This is a genomic window from Cronobacter universalis NCTC 9529, assembly GCF_001277175.1.
GTDB classification, from domain to species: Bacteria; Pseudomonadota; Gammaproteobacteria; order Enterobacterales; family Enterobacteriaceae; genus Cronobacter; species Cronobacter universalis.
The window spans coordinates 3445440-3465857 of sequence record NZ_CP012257.1; the positions used below are offsets into that span (position 1 = coordinate 3445440).

The 20418-nt window shown below is 53.9% G+C and carries 17 protein-coding genes and 1 tRNA gene; 6 read left to right on the plus strand and 12 right to left on the minus strand.

What is annotated here, in order from left to right; translation table 11 throughout:
- Nucleotides 1-155 precede the first annotated feature (155 nt).
- Complete coding sequence (locus AFK65_RS15835) at nt 156-3992, plus strand: S6 family peptidase (protein ID WP_032804828.1); 3837 nt, start codon at nt 156-158, stop codon at nt 3990-3992.
- 918 nt (nt 3993-4910) lie between these two features.
- Nucleotides 4911-5741 carry an AraC family transcriptional regulator gene (locus tag AFK65_RS15845; protein WP_032804826.1) on the plus strand — a complete coding sequence of 277 codons (831 nt, stop codon included), beginning with the start codon at nt 4911-4913 and terminating at the stop codon, nt 5739-5741.
- A gap of 229 nt (nt 5742-5970) precedes the next feature.
- Here the strand turns inward: AFK65_RS15845 and AFK65_RS15850 are convergent.
- From AFK65_RS15850 to xerD, 7 genes are all read right to left on the minus strand, one after another.
- Nucleotides 5971-6044 (minus strand) — tRNA-Gly (locus AFK65_RS15850).
- A gap of 109 nt (nt 6045-6153) precedes the next feature.
- Entirely contained in the window at nt 6154-6912 is a 759-nt protein-coding gene (gene actS / locus AFK65_RS15855) for an amidase activator ActS (RefSeq protein WP_007700763.1), read from the minus strand.
- Between the two features lie 141 nt (nt 6913-7053).
- Nucleotides 7054-8571: a lysine--tRNA ligase gene (gene lysS, locus AFK65_RS15860; RefSeq protein WP_007700762.1), complete on the minus strand. Its 1518-nt coding sequence runs from the start codon at nt 8569-8571 to the stop codon at nt 7054-7056.
- Nucleotides 8572-8580: 9 nt separating this feature from the next.
- A protein-coding gene (prfB, locus tag AFK65_RS15865) for a peptide chain release factor 2 (protein ID WP_097564053.1) occupies nt 8581-9679 on the minus strand; the annotation gives its coding sequence in 2 pieces (ribosomal slippage) (nt 8581-9603 and nt 9605-9679; 1098 coding nt in all).
- A 96-nt stretch (nt 9680-9775) separates the two neighbouring features.
- Nucleotides 9776-11509 carry a single-stranded-DNA-specific exonuclease RecJ gene (gene recJ, locus AFK65_RS15870; RefSeq protein ID WP_007700758.1) on the minus strand — a complete coding sequence of 578 codons (1734 nt, stop codon included), beginning with the start codon at nt 11507-11509 and terminating at the stop codon, nt 9776-9778.
- A 3-nt stretch (nt 11510-11512) separates the two neighbouring features.
- Nucleotides 11513-12232, minus strand: coding sequence for a bifunctional protein-disulfide isomerase/oxidoreductase DsbC (gene dsbC / locus AFK65_RS15875; RefSeq protein WP_007700755.1), 720 nt, complete (start codon nt 12230-12232; stop codon nt 11513-11515).
- Nucleotides 12233-12254: 22 nt separating this feature from the next.
- Complete coding sequence (gene xerD / locus AFK65_RS15880; protein ID WP_007700754.1) at nt 12255-13151, minus strand: site-specific tyrosine recombinase XerD; 897 nt, start codon at nt 13149-13151, stop codon at nt 12255-12257.
- Nucleotides 13152-13252: 101 nt separating this feature from the next.
- Here xerD and fldB point away from each other — a divergent pair, with 101 nt between their 5' ends.
- Complete coding sequence (gene fldB / locus AFK65_RS15885; protein WP_007700753.1) at nt 13253-13774, plus strand: flavodoxin FldB; 522 nt, start codon at nt 13253-13255, stop codon at nt 13772-13774.
- A gap of 16 nt (nt 13775-13790) precedes the next feature.
- Here the strand turns inward: fldB and AFK65_RS15890 are convergent, their stop codons facing one another.
- Together AFK65_RS15890 and sdhE are read right to left on the minus strand one after the other, a co-directional pair.
- Complete coding sequence (locus AFK65_RS15890) at nt 13791-14207, minus strand: protein YgfX (RefSeq protein WP_038856373.1); 417 nt, start codon at nt 14205-14207, stop codon at nt 13791-13793.
- Nucleotides 14188-14454 (minus strand): FAD assembly factor SdhE, encoded by a 267-nt coding sequence (gene sdhE, locus AFK65_RS15895; protein WP_007700751.1) that lies wholly within the window; start codon nt 14452-14454, stop codon nt 14188-14190. The genes AFK65_RS15890 and sdhE overlap by 20 nt, the downstream gene beginning before the upstream one ends.
- Nucleotides 14455-14731: 277 nt before the next feature.
- On the opposite strand from sdhE, the gene ygfZ reads away from it, so the two are divergent.
- Nucleotides 14732-15721 carry a tRNA-modifying protein YgfZ gene (gene ygfZ / locus AFK65_RS15900; RefSeq protein ID WP_007700748.1) on the plus strand — a complete coding sequence of 330 codons (990 nt, stop codon included), beginning with the start codon at nt 14732-14734 and terminating at the stop codon, nt 15719-15721.
- Nucleotides 15722-15829: 108 nt separating this feature from the next.
- Here the strand turns inward: ygfZ and trhA are convergent, their stop codons facing one another.
- Nucleotides 15830-16483: a PAQR family membrane homeostasis protein TrhA gene (gene trhA, locus AFK65_RS15905; RefSeq protein ID WP_007700745.1), complete on the minus strand. Its 654-nt coding sequence runs from the start codon at nt 16481-16483 to the stop codon at nt 15830-15832.
- Between the two features lie 142 nt (nt 16484-16625).
- On the minus strand, nt 16626-16940 hold the full coding sequence (gene yqfB / locus AFK65_RS15910) for a N(4)-acetylcytidine aminohydrolase (protein WP_032804825.1): 315 nt from the start codon (nt 16938-16940) through the stop codon (nt 16626-16628).
- Between the two features lie 188 nt (nt 16941-17128).
- On the opposite strand from yqfB, the gene AFK65_RS15915 reads away from it, so the two are divergent.
- Both AFK65_RS15915 and AFK65_RS15920 read left to right on the plus strand, forming a co-directional pair.
- Nucleotides 17129-17857 (plus strand): MurR/RpiR family transcriptional regulator, encoded by a 729-nt coding sequence (locus tag AFK65_RS15915; RefSeq protein WP_032805608.1) that lies wholly within the window; start codon nt 17129-17131, stop codon nt 17855-17857.
- A gap of 151 nt (nt 17858-18008) precedes the next feature.
- Nucleotides 18009-19442 (plus strand): 6-phospho-beta-glucosidase, encoded by a 1434-nt coding sequence (locus tag AFK65_RS15920; protein ID WP_007700737.1) that lies wholly within the window; start codon nt 18009-18011, stop codon nt 19440-19442.
- 142 nt (nt 19443-19584) lie between these two features.
- Here AFK65_RS15920 and AFK65_RS15925 read toward each other — a convergent pair whose 3' ends face one another.
- On the minus strand, nt 19585-20328 hold the full coding sequence (locus AFK65_RS15925; RefSeq protein WP_007700735.1) for an SDR family oxidoreductase: 744 nt from the start codon (nt 20326-20328) through the stop codon (nt 19585-19587).
- Nucleotides 20329-20418 lie beyond the last annotated feature (90 nt).

Sequence of the window (20418 nt, forward strand, 5' to 3'; positions counted from 1 at the left end):
TTGTGAAGAAGGAATAAATTAAAGCCGTTGCCGTCATTTTATTGTCAGAATGTCTTTTAAGGATACAAAAATAGTAATAAACCATTTTTTTATTGACCAATGCCGCTGGTTGTTTGACTGTCCGTTATTTAAACTGATAGTCGCCGGGGGATAAGGTGAATAAAACATATGCAATAAAAAAGAATACAAAGGGTGAAGCGGTCGTCGTTTCAGAGATTAGTAAAGGGATAAGGAAGCGCGTTACGTCCTCCCTCTCGTTGAGTGTCCTGTTAATGATGGGGATGGGATTAGTAGGTTCTGCTTCATCGATGGCGTCAGTGACGACAAACTATACGCCTTATCAGACCTACCGTGATTTTGCGGAAAACAAAGGCGTCTTCAAACCAGGCGCTGTGAATATTCCTCTTTATGATAAACAGGGCAACGTCATTACGCATTTAAATAAAGCGCCCATGATTGACTTTAGCTCAACTGACAGAACAGGTGTTGCAACGCTGGTTGCGCCACAATATGTCGTCAGCGTAAAGCATAACGGTGGTTATAAACAGGTGAAATTTGGTTATGGCGACGACACGACTTATACGTTGGTCGACAGAAATAACCACTGGCGGGACTTTCATAGACCCCGTCTGAACAAAATAGTGACGGAGGTTACACCGCTGAATATGACCAGTGCTGGAACCGCAAGAGGCACCTATCAGGATCAGAAGCGGTTCCCTGTTTTCTATAGGGTCGGTACGGGAACTCAATATGTAAAAGAGGCGAGTGGAAAACTGGTTCATCTGGCAGGGGCATATTCCTATAAAACAGGGGGGATAGTAAACCCGCCTTTTATCTCGGACTGGAGTTTTGTCACTAACACAACAAATCAGCCGCTTTCCTCCTATGGCACTCCTGGCGACAGTGGTTCTCCGCTTTTTGCCTGGGATGCTAAGCAAAACGAATGGGTTGTAGCTGCCGTGCTCAATTCTTATGCGGGCGTTAATGGAAATACGAACTGGTTTACGATCATTCCGGTTGGGGATGTGACTAATACCATAAAGCAGAACGCTGATGCTCCGGTTCATTCACAACCAAATAAAGGCGATATTCACTGGGCTTATGATGACAAAACTGGCACTGGCACATTAACTCAGGGCGCAGACTCCTGGTCAATGCATGGCAATCAGGGAGCAACCTGGCCTGCCTCATTGAACAGCGGCAAAGATCTTACCTTCCAGGGAGGAGGAAACGTTGTATTAGAAAACGCTATTAATCAGGGCGCAGGAACGCTGACTTTTGATGACGATTATACAGTAAAACCCCTCGATTCTCAGACCTGGAAAGGTGGCGGGATCATTGTTGGCGGCGATCACACCGTCGACTGGCAGGTGAACGGTGTCAAGGGTGATAACCTGCACAAGCTCGGTACCGGGACACTGAAAGTCAATGGTACGGGTATCAACCCCGGTGGGCTGAATGTCGGTGAGGGGACGGTCATTCTGGCGCAGCGCCCGGACAGCGATGGCAATGTTCAGGCCTTTAATAATGTCAGTATTGTGAGCGGCCGCCCAACCGTTGTGTTAAGCGATGACAAACAGGTTAATCCCGACAATATCAAATGGGGTTACCGCGGCGGTAAGCTTGATATCAATGGTAACAGCCTTACCTTCCATCAGCTCAACGGCGCGGATGGAGGTGCCGTGCTGACTAACAGTGGACCGCAGGCCACGGTGAATCTGGATTTTAACAAAGCAGATGCCACAACGGCGGTTGCCAATATCTGGCACGGTCACTTCACCGGCAATGTTGATGTCAAAAATACCGTTACGCCCGGAACGCAGAACGACTTTGTCATGGACGGCGGGATGAACACGCAGGGTAGCTTCACTCAACAAGATGGTCGCCTGTTTATCCAGGGGCATCCGGTTATCCATGCCGTCAGCACTCAGGGCGTGGCGGGTAAGCTGAAGGCGCTGGGCGACAACTCTGTCCTCACTCAGCCGGTTTCCTTTACCCAGAGTGACTGGGAAACCCGCCAGTTTAGCCTGAAGCAGCTTAACCTGCGTAATGCTGACTTCAGGCTGGCGAGGAATGCCAGTCTTAATACTAATATTAATGCCGGCCATTCCACCGTAACGCTGGGCAGTGAAGATCTCTATATCGATCTCAATGACGGGAACGGTGTGAAAACCACGCCGTCATTCGGGCAGTCAAAAGCGACAAACGACGCCGATCAGAGCCGTTTCACCGGACGCGTACAGCTGAAGGACGGCTCCAGCCTGAACATTAATGAGCATTTTACCGGCGGGATTAACAGCGCAGACAGTTCGGTGACCGTGGCGTCCAGCGATACCGTTCTCAGCCAGTTCAGCCGTTTCAGCCAGTCACCGCTGTCGCTGGCGGATGGCGCGAAGCTGACGGCGACGTCGGGGCTGGTTTCTGACAGTGAAGTGACTGCCGGTGCGGGATCAACGCTCTCGCTGTTATCCGGAGCATACTCGGCTGAACGCTGGCGTCTTAACGGGCAGGGCACCACGCTGAATGTCGGCGCGGGTGGCGTGATGACAGGTAATATTCAGGCGGATGATGCGACCAGCCTGAATTTTGGAACTGCAGAGGATGCCAGTGAGGATCTGTTTACGGCTTATAGTGGCAACCTGAGTGCGCCACTGGCCAGCACGGTGATGACAAATACCCTCTGGCAGGCGAATGGGCAGTCCGTGGTGAAATCTCTCGACCTGAAAGGTTCACAGGTGCGCTTTGACAATGCTGGCGCAGCGGGTTCTCTGACGGTGGACACTCTGACGGCCAGCAACAGCCAGTTCATCATGAACACTGACGGTAAAACGGCAGATACGTTAACGGTTAAGCAGTCGCTGACCGGTAAAAACAATGCGCTGGTTGTTGTCCCGTCTGCGGCTTCAGTGCGTAAGGAAACGTCACCCGTCCCGTTAGTGACGGCACCGAAAGCGACGGCTGACGGGGTGTTCACGCTCAAACCTGTGACACAGCGCGCGGGTGTTCATACCTTCACGCCACAGATGGGTATCGTGGAGAGCGGTAACAGCAAACAATGGCGACTGGAAGGGTTTGACGTGCAGCAGGACAGCGCGGCGCTGCAGGCCAGCAAAGCCGTTATGAATACGGGATATAAAAACTTCCTGACGGAGATGAATAACCTGAACTACCGCATGGGCGACCTGCGCAATACCCACGGTGAAACCGGGGCGTGGGCGCGAGTCTTCAGCGGTACGGGTTCCGCAGAGGCGGGTTATTCCGACAGCTGGACTCACCTGCAAACAGGGGCCGACAGAAAGCACGCGTTTGACGGGGGCGACCTGTTTACCGGTGTGACGGCAACATTCACTCACAGTAACAGTCATGGCGCCGGCTGGTCCGGTCAGACGAAATCAACCGGTATCGGTCTTTATGCTTCCGCAATATTTGATTCCGGGCTGTATGTGGATGCGATCGGTAAATATGTTCGCCACGACAACCACTATTCGGCGAGTGAAACAGGAATGCCGGAGCAGGATTACCGCTCGCACTCCTGGTATCTGGGTGCAGAAACCGGCTGGCGCTTCTCGCTGCCAGGAGAGACATTTATTCAGCCGCAGACGGAACTGGTCTATGGCTTAGTGTCAGGAAACCGGTTTGACTGGCAGTCTGCAGGCTCAGAGATGCGCATGCAGCGTAAGCAGGAGAATCCATTGATAGGCCGTACGGGGGTGGAATCCGGAAAAACGTTCAGAGGTAAAGACTGGGAGCTGACGACGCTGGCTGGCGTTCATTATCAGTATGACCTGTTTAAACCGGCAGAGACGGTTGTTCATGATTTTGCCGGGGAAGCTCATATTAAGAATGGTAAAGATAGCCGGGTTAACTTCAGTTTAGGTGTTAATGCCAAAATTAAAGAAAACACTAGGATTAGTCTTAATATAGAACGTTCAGCCTTCGGTCATTACGATATTGATAAAGCAATTAACGCCAATATCCGTTATTCATTCTGATTTTAGACTTTGATTAATTAAAAGCCTGAACCAATAGTTCAGGCTTTTTTATGAATTAATTGCAAGTGATAATCAAACCTATTTACGCAACAAGTTAGTGTGCATAATTTTATCACAATGGGTTATTTTTGAGGGTGGTTTTTGTACTTTTCATACCTTATAGTCACTTTTAGTAAAGGTGTCTAATAAATTTGGTAGCTAAGAATTATTATGTCCATTGCTTTTTTGTTGGCAAGTAAAAATGCTTATTTCAATTACGGGTTATCAATGCTCGCCAACGATGATCGAGATATTAAATGCTACGAGTACAAAAGCATTTATCTTTCTTATAAGGTACTGAATAAGTATAAAAATGTTTATCTGGTATGTGACAGAGATGATTACTCCTCTTATTGCTTTTTGATGGAAAAATTCCCGATCACCTGTCTCTGCCTTGAGCAAGTCTCGTATCAGGATCAAAAGCTGCAGCTGTCCTCAAGCCGCAGACCTTTGCCTCTTTCAGTTTTCAATAACCTTACGGATGATGAGCGAAAAATAGTCTATCTGTATTTTTTAAGAGGAAGAAAATCTCAGAAATCGCGACCTTAACACAGCTAAAGGAGAAGAATATTTATTATAAAATACGATCGATCAAACTCAAACTGGGTGCAAAATCCACACGAAAGCTTCCGTTCTTGCTTAAGACCCTTTTTCTTAAACCAAATGTGTGAATGTATATTTTCGAGTTATTTCACACCGATAATATTAAAATTGTTAATTAACTCATCAAAACCTCTGTGTAACTCTCTGTATTTTATATAAATACATAATTTTAAAAAATAATTAAAAACATAAACTATTTCTAGTGTTAAAAAATTCCGAGTTTACATGGCTGATAACCCATGAAATTATATACATACAAAGCATGGGGGTGACTGTATGAATAGTCAAAGTGCTTTAAGTACCCTTAACTTTCCGTCTAAGGAAAGTTTCACACACAACAATTTGTTAGTGTTGAAAAAAATCCGTTTTTATAACTGTGCGATTATCTATCTGCGAGATGCTCAGCTGCTTATAAAAACGAAAGATGGGCAGTCCTTTAATGTACCCCCTGAATCACTTTGTTACGTCGAAAAAAACACAGTGATTGACGTTGCATTAAAAGTGTTAGGCAAAGGAGTCCCTTATGAGCTCTATCATGTTGAAAGTGATGTATTAAGTTGTGTCTGTAAGGTAATGGAGCCGCTTCTGTTGGATCCGCAAAGAGTTAACCAGATGCGGCGTAAAATATTTACTTGCCCGGTTGATGAAACAGATACGAAAATCTTCGAGCGATTAATTGGGAGCGATGTTCCACAACACCGACAAGTTTATAAAATAACCTATCTTCTTTCTAAAATGAGAGATGTAGAATCGTTAGTTTATTCCTTGTCAGTATCAACGGATACCACCTTTACTGAGCGACTGAAGTCAATCATTGAAGCTGATCTCTCTAAATCGTGGAAGCTGGCAGATCTGGCGAGCATTTTACATATGTCGGAGGTGTCGATTCGTAAAAAGCTGGAGAAAGAGAGTAATAATTTTAATACACTGGTCCTGGATATTCGCATGCATCAAGCTGCGAAACTCATCACCACGACTGAGAAGCATATTAACAGTATTGCTAATGAAGTGGGCTATACCAGTACTTCATATTTTATCCGTAACTTTAAAGAGTTCTTTGGCATAACACCGAAACAGTTTGCCCTGAAGGTAAAAAAACAGTTCTGATAAATTATATACGCTCATTTTCCTCATTCATGCGTCGATATCTTTAATATCTTTCGCATGAGAAAGTCAGCGTTATTGAAGGTACCTCTCAGCAGGGGGGACAATCAGCCCCCTTGCATTCAGGTTGACCCAGGGGGATTACTGTTAAATTCAATCGACTAATAGCATGCTATAAGCGTTGATTTATCGAGAGAAAGTTGACTTTGTTATACTTCAGGGAAGGTGAATCTGGAGCGGGCGAAGGGAATCGAACCCTCGTATAGAGCTTGGGAAGCTCTCGTTCTACCATTGAACTACGCCCGCGATGAGGTGCGTTAAGCATTATAGGCTTTCACCCATGGCTGGCAAGCCCCCGGCACGTTAACTGACGGATTTATAAGCAACCGCCCGCGTGCAGGCGGGCGGTATAACGTTAACAGGAAGGCGATTTGCCCTGCGGCGGCAGGTAGCGCAGCGGATCGATAGCGGTCGCGCGGTAGCGCAACTGGAAGTGCAGACCGACGGAATCGGAGCCGGTGCTGCCCATCGTCGCGATTTTCTGCCCTGCCTTCACCTGCTGGCCGTTGTTGACCAGCATCGTGTCGTTGTGCGCGTAGGCGGTGATGTACTCTTCATTATGTTTAATCATGATGAGATTCCCGTAACCGCGCAGCTGGTTGCCGACATAGACCACCCTGCCCGCTGCCGAGGCGTAAATCGGCTGGCCGCGGCGACCGGCGATATCAATGCCTTTATTGCCGCCATCGGCGGTTGAATATCCCATCACCACTCTGCCGCTGGTCGGCCATCGCCAGCAGCGTTGGCCTGGCGGCGGCGCGTCCACTTTCGGCAGAGAGGCGGTTTTGCGTGCGGCCGTTGTCTGGCGGGAGGCGGTTTTACGTGAAGAGGCTGAACCAGAGGAACTACTCACGCGCAGCCGCTGTCCGACCTCGATCGTATAAGGCGCAGAGATGCCGTTCAGGCGCGCCAGCTCGCTGACGCTGGTACCCGTGATGCGGGAAATGCGATAGAGGGTGTCGCCTCGTTTGACCGTATAGACAGAGCCGCTATAGCCGCCTTTTGTCGCATCCGAGACGCCCGCTTTGTTACTCGAGCAGGCAGTCAGAAACAAGCAAAACAATAAACACAGCGTTTTCAGTAATGTGCGGGCGGGCGGCCAGTCCGTGTTCAAAACGGCTCCTTAATTCAGTGACACCTTGAAATAACGGCGCTTATCTTAGCAGCTACGCCCGGATGACCCAAACCCGTAACCATAAAAGAAAAGCCGCACGTCCCGAAGGAGCGCGCGGCTTTCATGATGAAGCCAGAAGGCTTATTTCACCGGACGCATCGCCGGGAAGAGGATCACGTCGCGGATGGTGTGGCTGTTGGTAAACAGCATTACCATACGGTCGATCCCGATGCCGAGGCCCGCCGTCGGCGGCAGGCCGTGCTCCAGCGCGGTCACATAGTCTTCGTCGTAGAACATCGCTTCATCATCGCCGGCATCTTTCGCGGCAACCTGATCCTGGAAGCGCTGCGCCTGGTCTTCCGCGTCGTTCAGCTCGCTAAAGCCGTTGCCGATTTCGCGGCCGCCGATGAAGAATTCAAAGCGGTCGGTGATTTCCGGGTTTTCATCATTGCGGCGCGCCAGCGGAGACACCTCTGCCGGGTATTCAGTGATGAAGGTCGGCTGAATCAGGTGCGCTTCGGCCACTTCCTCGAAGATCTCGGTCACAACGCGGCCCAGACCCCAGCTCTTCTCGACTTTAATGCCGACGGCCTGCGCAACGCCTTTGGCCTTCTCGAAATCATCCAGATCCGCCAAATCGGTTTCCGGGCGATATTTCTTGATGGCTTCGCGCATGGTCAGTTTTTCAAACGGCTTGCCGAAATCAAACGTCTCTTCGCCGTAAGGCACCTGCGTGGTGCCGAGCACATCCTGCGCCAGGGTGCGGAACAGGGATTCGGTCAGTTCGATCAGATCTTTGTAATCCGCATACGCCATATAGAGTTCCATCATGGTGAACTCAGGGTTATGGCGTACAGAGATGCCTTCATTACGGAAGTTACGGTTGATCTCAAACACGCGCTCGAAACCGCCTACCACCAGACGCTTGAGGTACAGCTCCGGCGCGATACGCAGATACATGTCGAGATCCAGCGCGTTGTGGTGCGTCACGAACGGACGCGCGGACGCGCCGCCCGGGATCACCTGCATCATCGGGGTTTCAACTTCCATAAAACCGCGGCCGACCATGAACTGACGGATACCTGCCAGGATCTGCGAGCGCACTTTAAAGGTCTTGCGGGATTCATCGTTAGCGATGAGATCAAGGTAACGCTGGCGGTAGCGCGCTTCCTGATCCTGCAGGCCGTGGAATTTATCCGGCAGCGGGCGCAGCGCTTTGGTCAGCAGACGCAGCTCGGTGCAGTGAATGGAAAGCTCGCCGGTTTTGGTTTTAAACAGTTTACCGCGGGCACCCAGGATATCGCCGAGATCCCATTTTTTGAACTGCTCGTTGTAGACGCCTTCCGGCAGATCGTCACGCGCCACATACAGCTGAATACGGCCGCCGACATCCTGCAGCGTAACGAAAGATGCTTTACCCATAATACGACGGGTCATCATACGGCCTGCTACGCAGACCTCAATGTTCAGCGCTTCCAGCTCTTCGTTTTCTTTACCATCGAAGTCAGCGTGCAGTTGGTCTGAGGTATGGTCGCGACGAAAATCGTTCGGAAACGCGACACAGTGTTCGCGAAGCGCAGCCAGCTTCTCGCGGCGCGTTTTCAGTTCGTTATTAAGATCGACCGCCGCTTCTGCGCCTTGTGCTTGTTGTTCAGACATGTTGGTTCCTCATAACCCTGCTTTCAGACTTGCTTCGATGAATTTATCCAGATCGCCGTCCAGCACCGCCTGTGTATTGCGGGTTTCAACGCCGGTGCGCAGATCTTTGATACGGGAATCGTCCAGCACGTAGGAGCGGATCTGGCTGCCCCAGCCGATATCGGACTTGTTATCTTCCAGCGCCTGCTTCTCAGCATTTTTCTTCTGCATTTCCAGCTCGTACAGCTTCGCCTTCATCTGCTTCATGGCCTGGTCTTTGTTTTTGTGCTGAGAACGGTCGTTCTGACACTGCGTGACCGTACCGGTCGGAATGTGGGTAATACGCACCGCGGATTCCGTACGGTTAACGTGCTGACCGCCCGCGCCTGACGCGCGGTACACGTCGATACGCAGATCCGCCGGATTGATTTCGATATCGATATCGTCTTCCACTTCCGGGTAAACAAACGCGGAGCTGAAAGAGGTGTGGCGGCGGCCGCCGGAGTCGAACGGACTCTTACGCACCAGACGGTGTACGCCGGTTTCCGTGCGCAGCCAGCCGAACGCGTAATCGCCGGAGATTTTAATGGTGGCGGATTTAAGGCCTGCCACTTCGCCTTCGGACTCTTCAATAATTTCTGTTTTAAAGCCGCGCGCTTCGGCCCAGCGCAGATACATACGCAGCAGCATGCTGGCCCAGTCCTGCGCTTCGGTGCCGCCGGAGCCGGCCTGGATGTCCAGGTAGCAGTCGGCGCTGTCATATTCGCCGGAGAACATGCGGCGGAATTCGAGCTGCGCGAGTTTGGCTTCAAGCTGGTCCAGCTCGGCAACCGCTTCATTGAAGGTTTCTTCATCGTCCGCTTCGACGGCAAGCTCAAGCAGGCCCGCTACGTCATCAAGCCCCTGGGACATCTGATCCAGCGTCTCGACGATTGCTTCAAGGGAGGAACGCTCTTTCCCCAGCGCCTGCGCGCGTTCGGGCTCGTTCCAGACGTCCGGCTGTTCCAGCTCGGCGTTTACTTCTTCAAGACGCTCTTTCTTGGCATCGTAGTCAAAGATACCCCCTAAGAACGTCTGAGCGCTCCGTGAGGTCCTGAATGCGGTTCTTTACCGGGTTAATTTCAAACATGGCTGTAGAATCTTTTAGTGATGAAGATGGGCAAAATGCGGTCGTAAAACGGAAAGTTTACCGGATTTACGCCGCCTTTTATAGTTTATCCTGGCGCTAAACGGGCCAGAGATGGTCGATAATTAATTGCAGGCTGCGGTTGCCGCGAAACTCATTCACATCAAGCTTATAGGCAAGCTCCACTTCGCGCACGCCAGGGTCTGGCCAGCAGGTGGTGTCGACGTTAAACGCGATGCCGTCAAGCAGCGGCCCGCCGCCGACCGGCTCCAGCATCAGCTTGAGGTGCCGCTCGCCGACCAGACGCTGTTGCAGAATGCGAAAACGCCCGTCAAACAGCGGCTCCGGGAACATCTGCCCCCACGGACCGGCGTCGCGCAGCATCTCCGCCACTTCCAGCGTCATCTCCTGCGGCGCGAGCGCCCCATCAGACCAGATTTCGCCTTGTAGCATCGCCGGATCTAACCAGTCGTTAACCAGTCCGGCGAAACGCGCCTGAAACTCCGGGAAACGCGCCTCTTCAAGCGAAAGCCCCGCCGCCATCGCATGGCCGCCGAACTTAAGCATCATGCCGGGATAGAGCGTGTCGAGACGCTCCAGCGCGTCGCGCATATGCAGGCCCTGCACCGAACGGCCCGAACCTTTGAGTATCCCCTCGCCCGCAGGCGCGAACGCGATAACCGGGCGATGAAAGCGCTCTTTAATGCGCGAGGCGAGAATGCCGACCACGCCCTGATGCCATTCAGGATGGAAAATCGCAATGCCGCTCGGCAGCGTTTCGCCGCTGCGCTCAAGCTGCTGGCAGAGCGTTAATGCTTCCGCCTGCATCCCCTGCTCAATTTCTTTACGGGTCTGGTTCAGCACGTCCAGCTCGTTTGCCAGCATGCGCGCCTCGCCGATGTTGTCGCACAGAAGCAGCGCGACGCCCACGGACATATCATCCAGCCTGCCTGCCGCGTTAAGCCGCGGCCCCAGCGCGAAGCCGAGATCGCTTGCCGTCAGGCGGTGCGCCTCGCGATTGGCTATCTCAAGCAGCGCGCGAATGCCCGGGCGGCATTTCCCGGCACGAATGCGGCTCAGCCCCTGCCAGATAAGAATGCGGTTGTTGGCATCCAGCGGCACCACGTCCGCGACCGTGCCGAGCGACACCAGATCGAGAAACTCCGCGAGATTCGGCTCCGGAATACCCTTTTCCGTAAACCAGCCGACGCTTCGTAAATGCGCGCGCAGCGCCAGCATCAGATAAAACGCAACGCCGACCCCTGCGAGCGATTTCGACGGGAACGTACACTCCGCCAGGTTCGGGTTGATGATAGCGCCCGCGGCTGGCAGCGTATCGCCGGGCAAATGGTGATCGGTAACCAGCACCGGAATGCCCAGTTCATGCGCGCGCGCAACGCCCGCATGGGACGAGATGCCGTTATCAACGGTCAGGATCATTTGCGCGCCACGCGCGTGGGCCTGATCGACCACTTCCGGGCTGAGGCCGTAGCCATCATCAAACCGGTTAGGCACCAGATACGCCACATTGCTTCCGCCAAGCGCGCGAAGCGCCAGCACGCTCAGCGCGGTACTGGTCGCGCCGTCCGCATCGAAATCGCCGACCACGATGATACGCAGCCCTTCGCGCAGCGCGTCATGCAACATCGCCACCGCGTCTTCAATTCCGCAGAGCTGCTGCCAGGGCAGCAGGCCTTTTACGCTGCGCTCAAGCTCCTGCGCGCCGCGCACCCCGCGACTGGCATAGAGCCTGCGGAGCAGCGGCGGTAAAGTATCCGGCAGCGTAATGGAGTTATCCGGGGAGCGCCTGCGAAGTTGTGTCTGTTTGCTCACCCGTTACTGTCCGCTCGCCTGAAGCTGTTTCTGATGCTCATCCAGGAACGCTTTCATCTCTTTAGGCCCCTGATAGCCCGGCACCATCGCGCCGTTGCTCAGCACGATCGCCGGTGTGCCCTGTACGCCAAACTGCACGCCGAGCTCGTAATGTTTCGCGGTGTCGACATCACAGCTCGCCGCCGCCACTTTGCCGCCGCCCATCGCGTTATCGAAGGCTTTATTGCGGTCTTTCGCGCACCAGATCGCCTGCATATCTTTCGCCGGCTCGCTGCGCGGCCCCTGACGCGGGAAGGCCAGATAGCGCACAGTGATGCCCAGCGCGTTGTAGTCTTTCATCTCTTCATGCAGCTTATGGCAATAACCGCAGGTGATATCGGTAAAGACGGTGATGACATGTTTTTCCTGCGGCGCTTTATAGACAATCATCTCTTTTTCGAGCGCGTTGAGTTTGGTCATCAGCATCTGGTTGGTCACGTTGACCGGCTGGCCGCCGCTGACGTCATACAGCGGCCCCTGGATAATATGTTTGCCGTCTTCGGTCACATAGATAACGCCGCTTTCGGTCAGCACGGTTTTCATACCTGCCAGCGGAGAGGGCTGAATGTCGGCATTCGCCACACCGAGTTTAGTGAGCGACTGCTTGATGGCGGCGTCATCCGCCTGGGCAAATCCTGAGAAAGCCGCCAGCGTAGCGGAGAGCAGCGCAATAGTTTTTTTCATAACGTGTCCTTAAATTCTGCACTCACGCTCTGGGGTGGTGCTGTTGATGAAGTTGCCGCAACCGTTCCGTCGCCACGTGAGTGTAGATCTGCGTGGTGGAAAGATCGCTGTGGCCTAAGAGCATCTGTACCACGCGCAAATCGGCGCCATGATTTAACAGATGCGTGGCGAACGCATGGCGTAAAACGTGCGGCGAAAGCTTTTCACTATCGATGCCCGCCAGTTGAGCATAATGTTTGATACGATGCCAGAAGGTCTGACGCGTCATCTGCCGGGCGCGATTGCTCGGAAAGAGGATATCCAGCGACTGCCCGTTAAGCAGCCACGGGCGGCCGTGCACGAGGTACTGTTCAAGCCAGTAAACGCCCTCCTCGCCAAGCGGCACCAGCCGCTCTTTGTTGCCTTTACCGATAACGCGAACGACGCCCTGGCGCAGGCTCACGTCGCTCATGGTCAGCCCGACCAGTTCAGAAACGCGCAAACCGGTGGCATAGAGCACTTCCAGCATGGCTTTATCACGCAGCTCAATGGGCTCTTCGACCGTCGGCGCCTGCAGAAGCCTTTCCACCTGCGCTTCGCTTAAATCCTTCGGCAGACGCTGCGGCAGCTTTGGCGACGCCAGCAACGCGCTCGGATCGTCATCGCGGATTTTTTCACGGTAGAGATGCTGAAACAACCGACGCACGGCGCTCAACATGCGCGCCGTGCTGGTCGCTTTGTAGCCGCCTTCGACGCGCTCTGCCAGCAACGTCTGGAGGTCGCCGCTCTGTACCGTCGCAAGGGACAACCCACGATGGTGCAACCACTCCACGACCATGTTGAGATCCCGCCGGTACGCGCTCAGGCTGTTTTCGGCCAGGTTGCGCTCAAGCCAGAGCGCATCGAGAAATTGTTCGATACGGGCTAAATCCTGTTCCACTACCACCTCACTGACGCTCCCGGTCGCTGCATTATGCCTGACTGGAAGCGGGATCTGATACACTGACGCTTCCGCACAATAGGAAATGAGACGTTATCGTTATGAACATTGGTCTTTTTTATGGTTCCAGCACCTGTTACACCGAAATGGCGGCTGAAAAAATCCGCGATATTATTGGTCCCGAACTGGTCACGCTGTACAACCTTAAAGACGACTCGCCGACGCTCATGGAACAGTATGATGTGCTGATCCTCGGCATTCCTACCTGGGATTTCGGCGAACTCCAGGAGGACTGGGAAGCCATCTGGGAACAGCTGGATGCGCTCAACCTCGACGGAAAAATCGTGGCGCTGTACGGCATGGGCGACCAGTTAGGTTACGGCGAATGGTTCCTCGACGCGCTCGGCATGCTCCACGACAAACTGAGCCCTAAAGGCGTGAAGTTTGTCGGCTACTGGCCTACGGAAGGCTATGAGTTCACGAGCGCGAAACCCGTTATCGCCGATGGCGAGCTGTTCGTCGGCCTTGCGCTGGATGAAACCAATCAATATGACCTGAGCGACGCGCGTATCGAAAGCTGGTGCGAGCAAATCCTCGGCGAAATGGCGGCGCACTTCTCCTGAGTTTGCCTGCGCGACGTCAGCGGTTGTCGCCCACGGGCTGTTGCAGCAACAGCCGACGTAAATCGCGCCACTCCGCCGCCGTCATGCTGTCTGACGCCAGCCACACATGATGGCGGCGCGTCGTTTTCGGATGACGCAGCCGCAGCATCATTCCGCTGCGCAACATCCAGGGCGTGGCGCAAATATGCCAGTCGACGCCCTGCCAGCGCAGCTGGTAATCGGCCGTCAGGCTCACCTCTCCCTGAAACGCATTGATACGCCGCTGACTGCGTACGCAGTCAAACACCACCAGAGACAGCAACAGCATCCAGACCGGCAGATACCGCAACGGCCACGGGAGCAGTAAAATAATAACGGCCACGGCGCCGTGCAGCAGCAGCGATACCCACTGCGAGCGCCATGAGACGCGAAGATCAGAGTGCCACAGGACCACGAGCCTGATTCCGCTGCTGGATCAATGCCACCATTCGCGCCAGTTCCGCATCGGCAGGTTTGCCATGATTCATCAGCCAGTTGAATAAATCAGGATCGTCACACTCCAGCAGGCGGACAAAAACGCGTTTGTCTTCATCGCTCAGGGAGTCGTAGTCATACTCAAAGAAAGGCATGATGGAAATATCCAGTTCGCGCATACCTCTGCGACATGCCCAGTGAATACGGGCTTTATTATTAATATCCATGTCTCTTACCTGCTAAACCACCATTGAATGACGAGAGGTAGTGTAACCCGTTTTTCACGCATCCTTCAGCCGAATGTGCGTATTTGCGAGGCGTTTTCCCGAATATAACGTTCCCGGTGCAACCGACATTTTTTCTTTCGAGCCGCCCCGAAGAATGCGTTAACGGCACAAAAGGGGATGCTAAAAGGCTTGCAAACTCCGTCGGCTCTTTAACAATATGAAGCTATCTCTCCACTCGCGTGGACCATTATTGCGATAGCACACTGGGACTTTATTTATGGCATTCACTCCATTTCCTCCCCGTCAGCCAGCCGCCAGCGCGCGTCTGCCGCTGACGCTCATTTCTCTGGAAGACTGGGCGCTGGCAACGATAACCGGCCCGGACAGCGAAAAATATTTGCAGGGCCAGGTGACGGCGGACGTTACCGAGCTTGGCGAGCATCAGCACCTGCTGGTGGCGCACTGCGATGCCAAAGGCAAAATGTGGAGCAACCTGCGTCTGTTCCGCCATGGCGACGGTTTCGCCTGGGTTGAACGCCGTAGCGTGCGTGACACGCAACTGGCGGAAATGAAAAAATACGCGGTGTTCTCGAAAGTCGCCATCGCGCCGAACGACGACGCCGTGCTGCTGGGTGTTGCTGGTTTTCAGGCGCGCGCGGCGCTGGCGAATCACTTTGCTACGCTCCCGGATGAACAAAATCCGCATGTAGTAGACGGCGGCGCCACGCTCCTGTGGTTCGGCCTGCCGGCGGAGCGCTTTATGGTGATTACCGACGCCGACACCGCCAGCCAGCTTACGGAAAAACTGCGTGGCGAAGCGCAGCTCAGCGCCAGCGCGCAGTGGCTGGCGCTGGACATCGAAGCCGGTTTCCCGGTGATTGACGCGCCGAACAGCAACCAGTTCATCCCGCAGGCAACCAATATTCAGGCGCTGGGCGGCATCAGCTTCAAGAAAGGCTGCTACGCAGGCCAGGAGATGGTGGCGAGGGCGAAATTCCGCGGCGCTAATAAGCGCGCGCTGTGGTATCTGGCAGGGCACGGCAGCCGTGTGCCGCAGCCTGGCGAAGATATTGAAATGCAGATGGGCGAAAACTGGCGTCGTACCGGCACCGTGCTGGCAGCCGTGCAACTGGATGACGGCCGTCTGCTGGCGCAGGTGGTGATGAACAACGATCTGGAAGCCGGCACGCTCTTCCGCGTTCGTGAAGAGAGCGGCGCGCATACGTTACATATCGAGCCGCTGCCCTACTCGCTCGAAGAGGCATAACCGTCTGAGGCCTGTATAAGGGCAGTAACGCCGCCAGGGGGCATCAGCCGCCTGGCGGTGAGTTTTCGAAAAGGGAGTGAGTGGAGCGGTTAGCGCAGCGCGCAGGCCTCAGCGGATGTAGAGGTAGATGGCCAGAAAATGGCAGACGCTGCCGCCCAGCACGAAACCGTGCCAGATGGCGTGGTTATACGGAATCCGCTTGCAGACGTAAAAAATGACGCCCAGCGAATAGATGATGCCCCCGGCGGCAAGCAGCGTCACGCTGGCAGGCGCGAGCTTCATCACCATCTGATAAATCACGACCAGCGACAGCCAGCCCATTAAAAGATACGTCACCAGCGACAACGCCTTAAAGCGATGCGCGATGGTGAGCTTAAACAGGATGCCGAGCAGCGCCAGGCCCCAGATAACTACCATCAATCCATGCGCCAGCGGAGATTTAAGCCCCACCAGCAAAAATGGCGTATACGTGCCGGCAATCAATAGATAAATCGCGCAGTGGTCAAACTTTTTAAGCCAGATTTTGGCGCGCGCGTGCGGTATGGCATGGTAAAGGGTCGAGGCGAGAAACAGCAAAATCATGCTGCCGCCATAGAGGCTGTAACTGGTAATGGCGGTGGCGCTGGCATTGCTGTCCACGGCCTGGATAAGGAGCAGGACGAGCCCGACTATCCCGAACACCAGCCCGATCCCGTGACTGATGCTGTTGGCTATCTCCTCAGCCAGTGAATATCCCTGCGCAAGTAATGGCTTACGAACCATGTGGCGACTCCGGTAAAACTGAATAAAAAAAACGCAGCCCACATAGCCTAACTGAGAATGATTCCAGTGAACACCTGTTCGCTAAAATAAATCTGTGACAGTCCGTAACCGCCCTGCTTACCGCTCGCCATAAAGTCGGGCGTTATTCATCAATCTTTTTAAAAGCAATCACATAGAACTCATTAAGCCCCGGGTAAATCTCTGTAATGACGTGTTTAAGTTCAGCCAGCGTCATGTTCTCCTGACGCGCGTGTTCGTCGTTCAGCTCTGCCAGAGTGACCGGCGTCACGCTAAGCACTTCAAGCGTGCAGAAGTAGCCATTATCTTCATAACGGCCGGTGCGCAGCCGCTGGCCTGGGGTGAAGTGCGCCTCGCTGCCGTCACGGATGGTGATCGTTTTGGTTCCCGCGAGAATATCCTGCTGGAAACGGGCGTAGAATGTGATGTCGTTTTTCATTGCGTCTCTCCCAAAATTACGGCCCATCATAAGCCTGACGGCGCACAGGCGCTATCCGCCCGCATACCCACACGCATAAAGAGTGACGCGCGCTCGCGCAATTTATGGCAGCATGGGCGAACCGATGCCGCTGAAAATGCCCGCGCCGGAGCCCGAACGCATTGACCAAAGGATGTTGCGCCGTGACGATGTTTACCCATTCCGCTGTCGCCAGCCTCAATAATCTTGAGATGATGGTTTACAATTTTGTAGTCAAAAACCGCGATAAGGTGATGTACATGACCATTCGCGAACTGGCGGATGCGGCGGGCGTCTCCACCACCACCGTGCTGCGTTTTTGTCGCAAGATGAATTGCGAAGGATATTCTGAATTCCGCGTGCGCTTTAAATTATATCTGGAACAAAATGAACCGCAGCAGGCGAATTTTGGCGCCAGCGAAATAATCAGTTTTTTCCGCAGCGTAAATAATGATGAATTTGACACCCTGTTGGATCAGGCCGCAGAAATTATTTTACAATCTGAGCGTATTATTTTTGTCGGCGCCGGCACCTCTGGCGCACTCGCTAAATATGGCGCGAGGTTTTTCTCAAATGTCGGAAAATTCAGTAACCACATCGATGACCCTTATTTCCCGGTGACCAGCGACATGGCGAAAAATGCGCTGGCGATTGTACTGTCGGTGTCTGGCGAAACAGAAGAGATCCTGCGTTTTGCCAGTCAGTTCAGCCTCCATAACTGCAAAGTCCTTTCCGTCACCAGCCATGATAATTCGTCGCTGGCGAAACTTGCTGACTTTAATCTTTCCTGGCATATCCCGCAAACGCGCATCGCGGGTGTGTATGATATTACAACGCAAATTCCTGTTATTTATATTCTCGAAACACTCGGTCGTAAGCTGGCGAAAAAACTCGCATAAAAAAACATCCTGTTTTTTATTTGTAACAAGTCACGCCATGCGCTATTTGTTATAGCGTGACTTTTCACTTCCCTTTGTTAGACTCGCAACCAGCCTCAATAACTTTATCGTTATTATTCCCTTTTACTATTTCTGTTAATGAGATGACACGATGAAACAGCTTAAATTACCGAAAGACTTTTTATGGGGCGGCGCGGTCGCGGCGCATCAGGTAGAAGGCGGCTGGAACCAGGGCGGCAAAGGGCCGAGTATTTGCGACGTCCTGACCGGCGGCGCGCATGGCGTCCCGCGTGAAATTACGCAGGAAGTCGAGCCGGGCAAATATTACCCAAACCATGAAGCCATCGACTTTTACGGCCATTATAAAGAAGACATCAAGCTCTTCGCCGAAATGGGCTTTAAGTGTTTCCGCACCTCTATCGCCTGGACGCGTATTTTCCCCAACGGCGACGAGACGCAGCCTAACGAAGCGGGCCTTCAGTTCTACGACGACATGTTCGATGAGCTGCTGAAATACAATATCGAACCGGTGATTACGCTTTCTCACTTTGAAATGCCGCTGCATCTGGTGCAGCAGTATGGCGGCTGGACGAACCGCAAAGTGGTGGATTTCTTTGTTCGCTTCGCCGAAGTGGTGTTTGAGCGCTACAAGAATAAGGTCAAATACTGGATGACCTTTAATGAGATCAACAACCAGCGCAACTGGCGCGCGCCGCTGTTCGGCTACTGCTGTTCCGGGGTTGTCTACACCGAGCACGACAACCCGGAAGAGACGATGTATCAGGTGCTGCACCACCAGTTCGTGGCGAGCGCCATGGCGGTGAAAATCGGCCATCGCATCAACCCGGCGATGAAAATCGGCTGCATGCTGGCGATGGTGCCGCTCTACCCGTTCTCGTGCAAGCCCGAAGACGTGATGTATGCGCAGGAATCGATGCGCGAGCGTTATGTCTTCACCGATGTTCAGCTGCGTGGCTACTACCCGTCTTACGTGCTGAACGAGTGGGAGCGCCGTGGTTTCAGTATCAAAATGGAAGAAGGCGACGCGCAAATCCTGCGTGAAGGCTGCTGCGATTATCTGGGTTTCAGCTATTACATGACCAACGCGGTGAAAGCCGAAGGCGGCAGCGGCGATGCGCTGAGCGGTTTCCAGGGCAGCGTGCCGAACCCGCATGTGAAAGCCTCCGACTGGGGCTGGCAGATTGACCCGGTGGGCCTGCGCTACGCGCTGTGCGAGCTTTACGAGCGTTATCAGAAGCCGCTTTTCATTGTGGAGAACGGCTTCGGCGCGTATGACAACGTGGAAGCGGACGGCAGCATTAATGACGATTACCGCATCGATTACCTGCGCGCCCATATTGAGCAGATGATGAAAGCGGTGACGTATGACGGCGTGGATCTGCTGGGCTACACGCCGTGGGGCTGTATCGACTGCGTTTCTTTCACCACCGGCCAGTACAGCAAACGTTACGGCTTTATCTATGTGAACAAGCACGACGACGGCACGGGCGATATGTCACGCTCACGCAAGAAGAGTTTTGCCTGGTATAAAGCAGTAATTGCAAGTAACGGCGAGACGCTGTGATGTGATGCTACCGCGGATAGTCGCGCCGGGTTGTAGTCGTGGCGATTATCCCCGGTGGGTGCGCTGCGCTTACCTACCCTACGATTCGGCGATGCTCTGTATTGTAGGGCAGGTAAGCGCAGCGCACCCGCCTTAAACGCCCCTATTTACCGCCCGCCAGATCGAGAAAACTCCCCGTCACGTACGAGGCTTTATCACTCAAAAGCCAGGCTATCGCTTCCGCCACCTCTTCCGGCTGCCCGCCACGCTGCATCGGCAGGGCGGACTTCACGCGGTCAACGCGCCCTGGCTCGCCGCCGCTGGCGTGAATATCGGTATAGATCAGCCCCGGACGCACGCCGTTAACACGTATTCCCTGCGCGGCGACCTCCAGCGACAGCCCAATGGTGAGCGAATCCACCGCCCCTTTTGAGGCCGCGTAATCGACATATTCGCCGGGCGCGCCAAGCCGCGAGGCGGCAGACGACACATTGACAATCGCCCCGCCCTGCCCGCCGTGATGATGCGCCATGCGCTTCACGGCCTCCCGGCAGCACAGAAAGTAGCCCGTCACGTTGGTAGCCAACACTTTGTTAATGCGCTCCGCCGTCAGGTTCTCGGTCATGCACTGGGTAAACAGCACGCCCGCGTTATTCACCAGCGCGCAGAGCGGCTCGCCCCGCTCATCGACTGCCCTGAACATCGCCATGACTTGCCGCTCGTCGCTGATGTCGGCCTGAATGGCGAACGCGCGTCCGCCGCTCACCACGATGCGCTCAACAACTTCCTGCGCCGCCGCGGCGTTATGCAGATAATTGACCGCCACGGTGTAGCCCTGCGCGCCCAGCAGCAGCGCCGTCGCTTTGCCAATGCCGCGGCTCGCGCCGGTGATAAGTGCAACGGACATACTTCTCTCCTTTTTATCGTGTGGGATACAGAAAGCTTGCGGTACCTTACGCATCCGCGCGGCACAGGGATACTCTACCAATCAGGTAGT

Bases quoted from the DNA above. Each gene is read 5' to 3' on its own strand.
- AFK65_RS15845 (WP_032804826.1), top strand. From the start codon at position 4,911: ATGAATAGTCAAAGTGCTTTAAGTACCCTTAACTTTCCGTCTAAGGAA.
- lysS (WP_007700762.1), bottom strand. From the start codon at position 8,571: ATGTCTGAACAACAAGCACAAGGCGCAGAAGCGGCGGTCGATCTTAAT.
- dsbC (WP_007700755.1), bottom strand. From the start codon at position 12,232: ATGAAAAAAACTATTGCGCTGCTCTCCGCTACGCTGGCGGCTTTCTCA.
- fldB (WP_007700753.1), top strand. From the start codon at position 13,253: ATGAACATTGGTCTTTTTTATGGTTCCAGCACCTGTTACACCGAAATG.
- sdhE (WP_007700751.1), bottom strand. From the start codon at position 14,454: ATGGATATTAATAATAAAGCCCGTATTCACTGGGCATGTCGCAGAGGT.
- ygfZ (WP_007700748.1), top strand. From the start codon at position 14,732: ATGGCATTCACTCCATTTCCTCCCCGTCAGCCAGCCGCCAGCGCGCGT.
- trhA (WP_007700745.1), bottom strand. From the start codon at position 16,483: ATGGTTCGTAAGCCATTACTTGCGCAGGGATATTCACTGGCTGAGGAG.
- yqfB (WP_032804825.1), bottom strand. From the start codon at position 16,940: ATGAAAAACGACATCACATTCTACGCCCGTTTCCAGCAGGATATTCTC.
- AFK65_RS15915 (WP_032805608.1), top strand. From the start codon at position 17,129: ATGTTTACCCATTCCGCTGTCGCCAGCCTCAATAATCTTGAGATGATG.
- AFK65_RS15920 (WP_007700737.1), top strand. From the start codon at position 18,009: ATGAAACAGCTTAAATTACCGAAAGACTTTTTATGGGGCGGCGCGGTC.
- AFK65_RS15925 (WP_007700735.1), bottom strand. From the start codon at position 20,328: ATGTCCGTTGCACTTATCACCGGCGCGAGCCGCGGCATTGGCAAAGCG.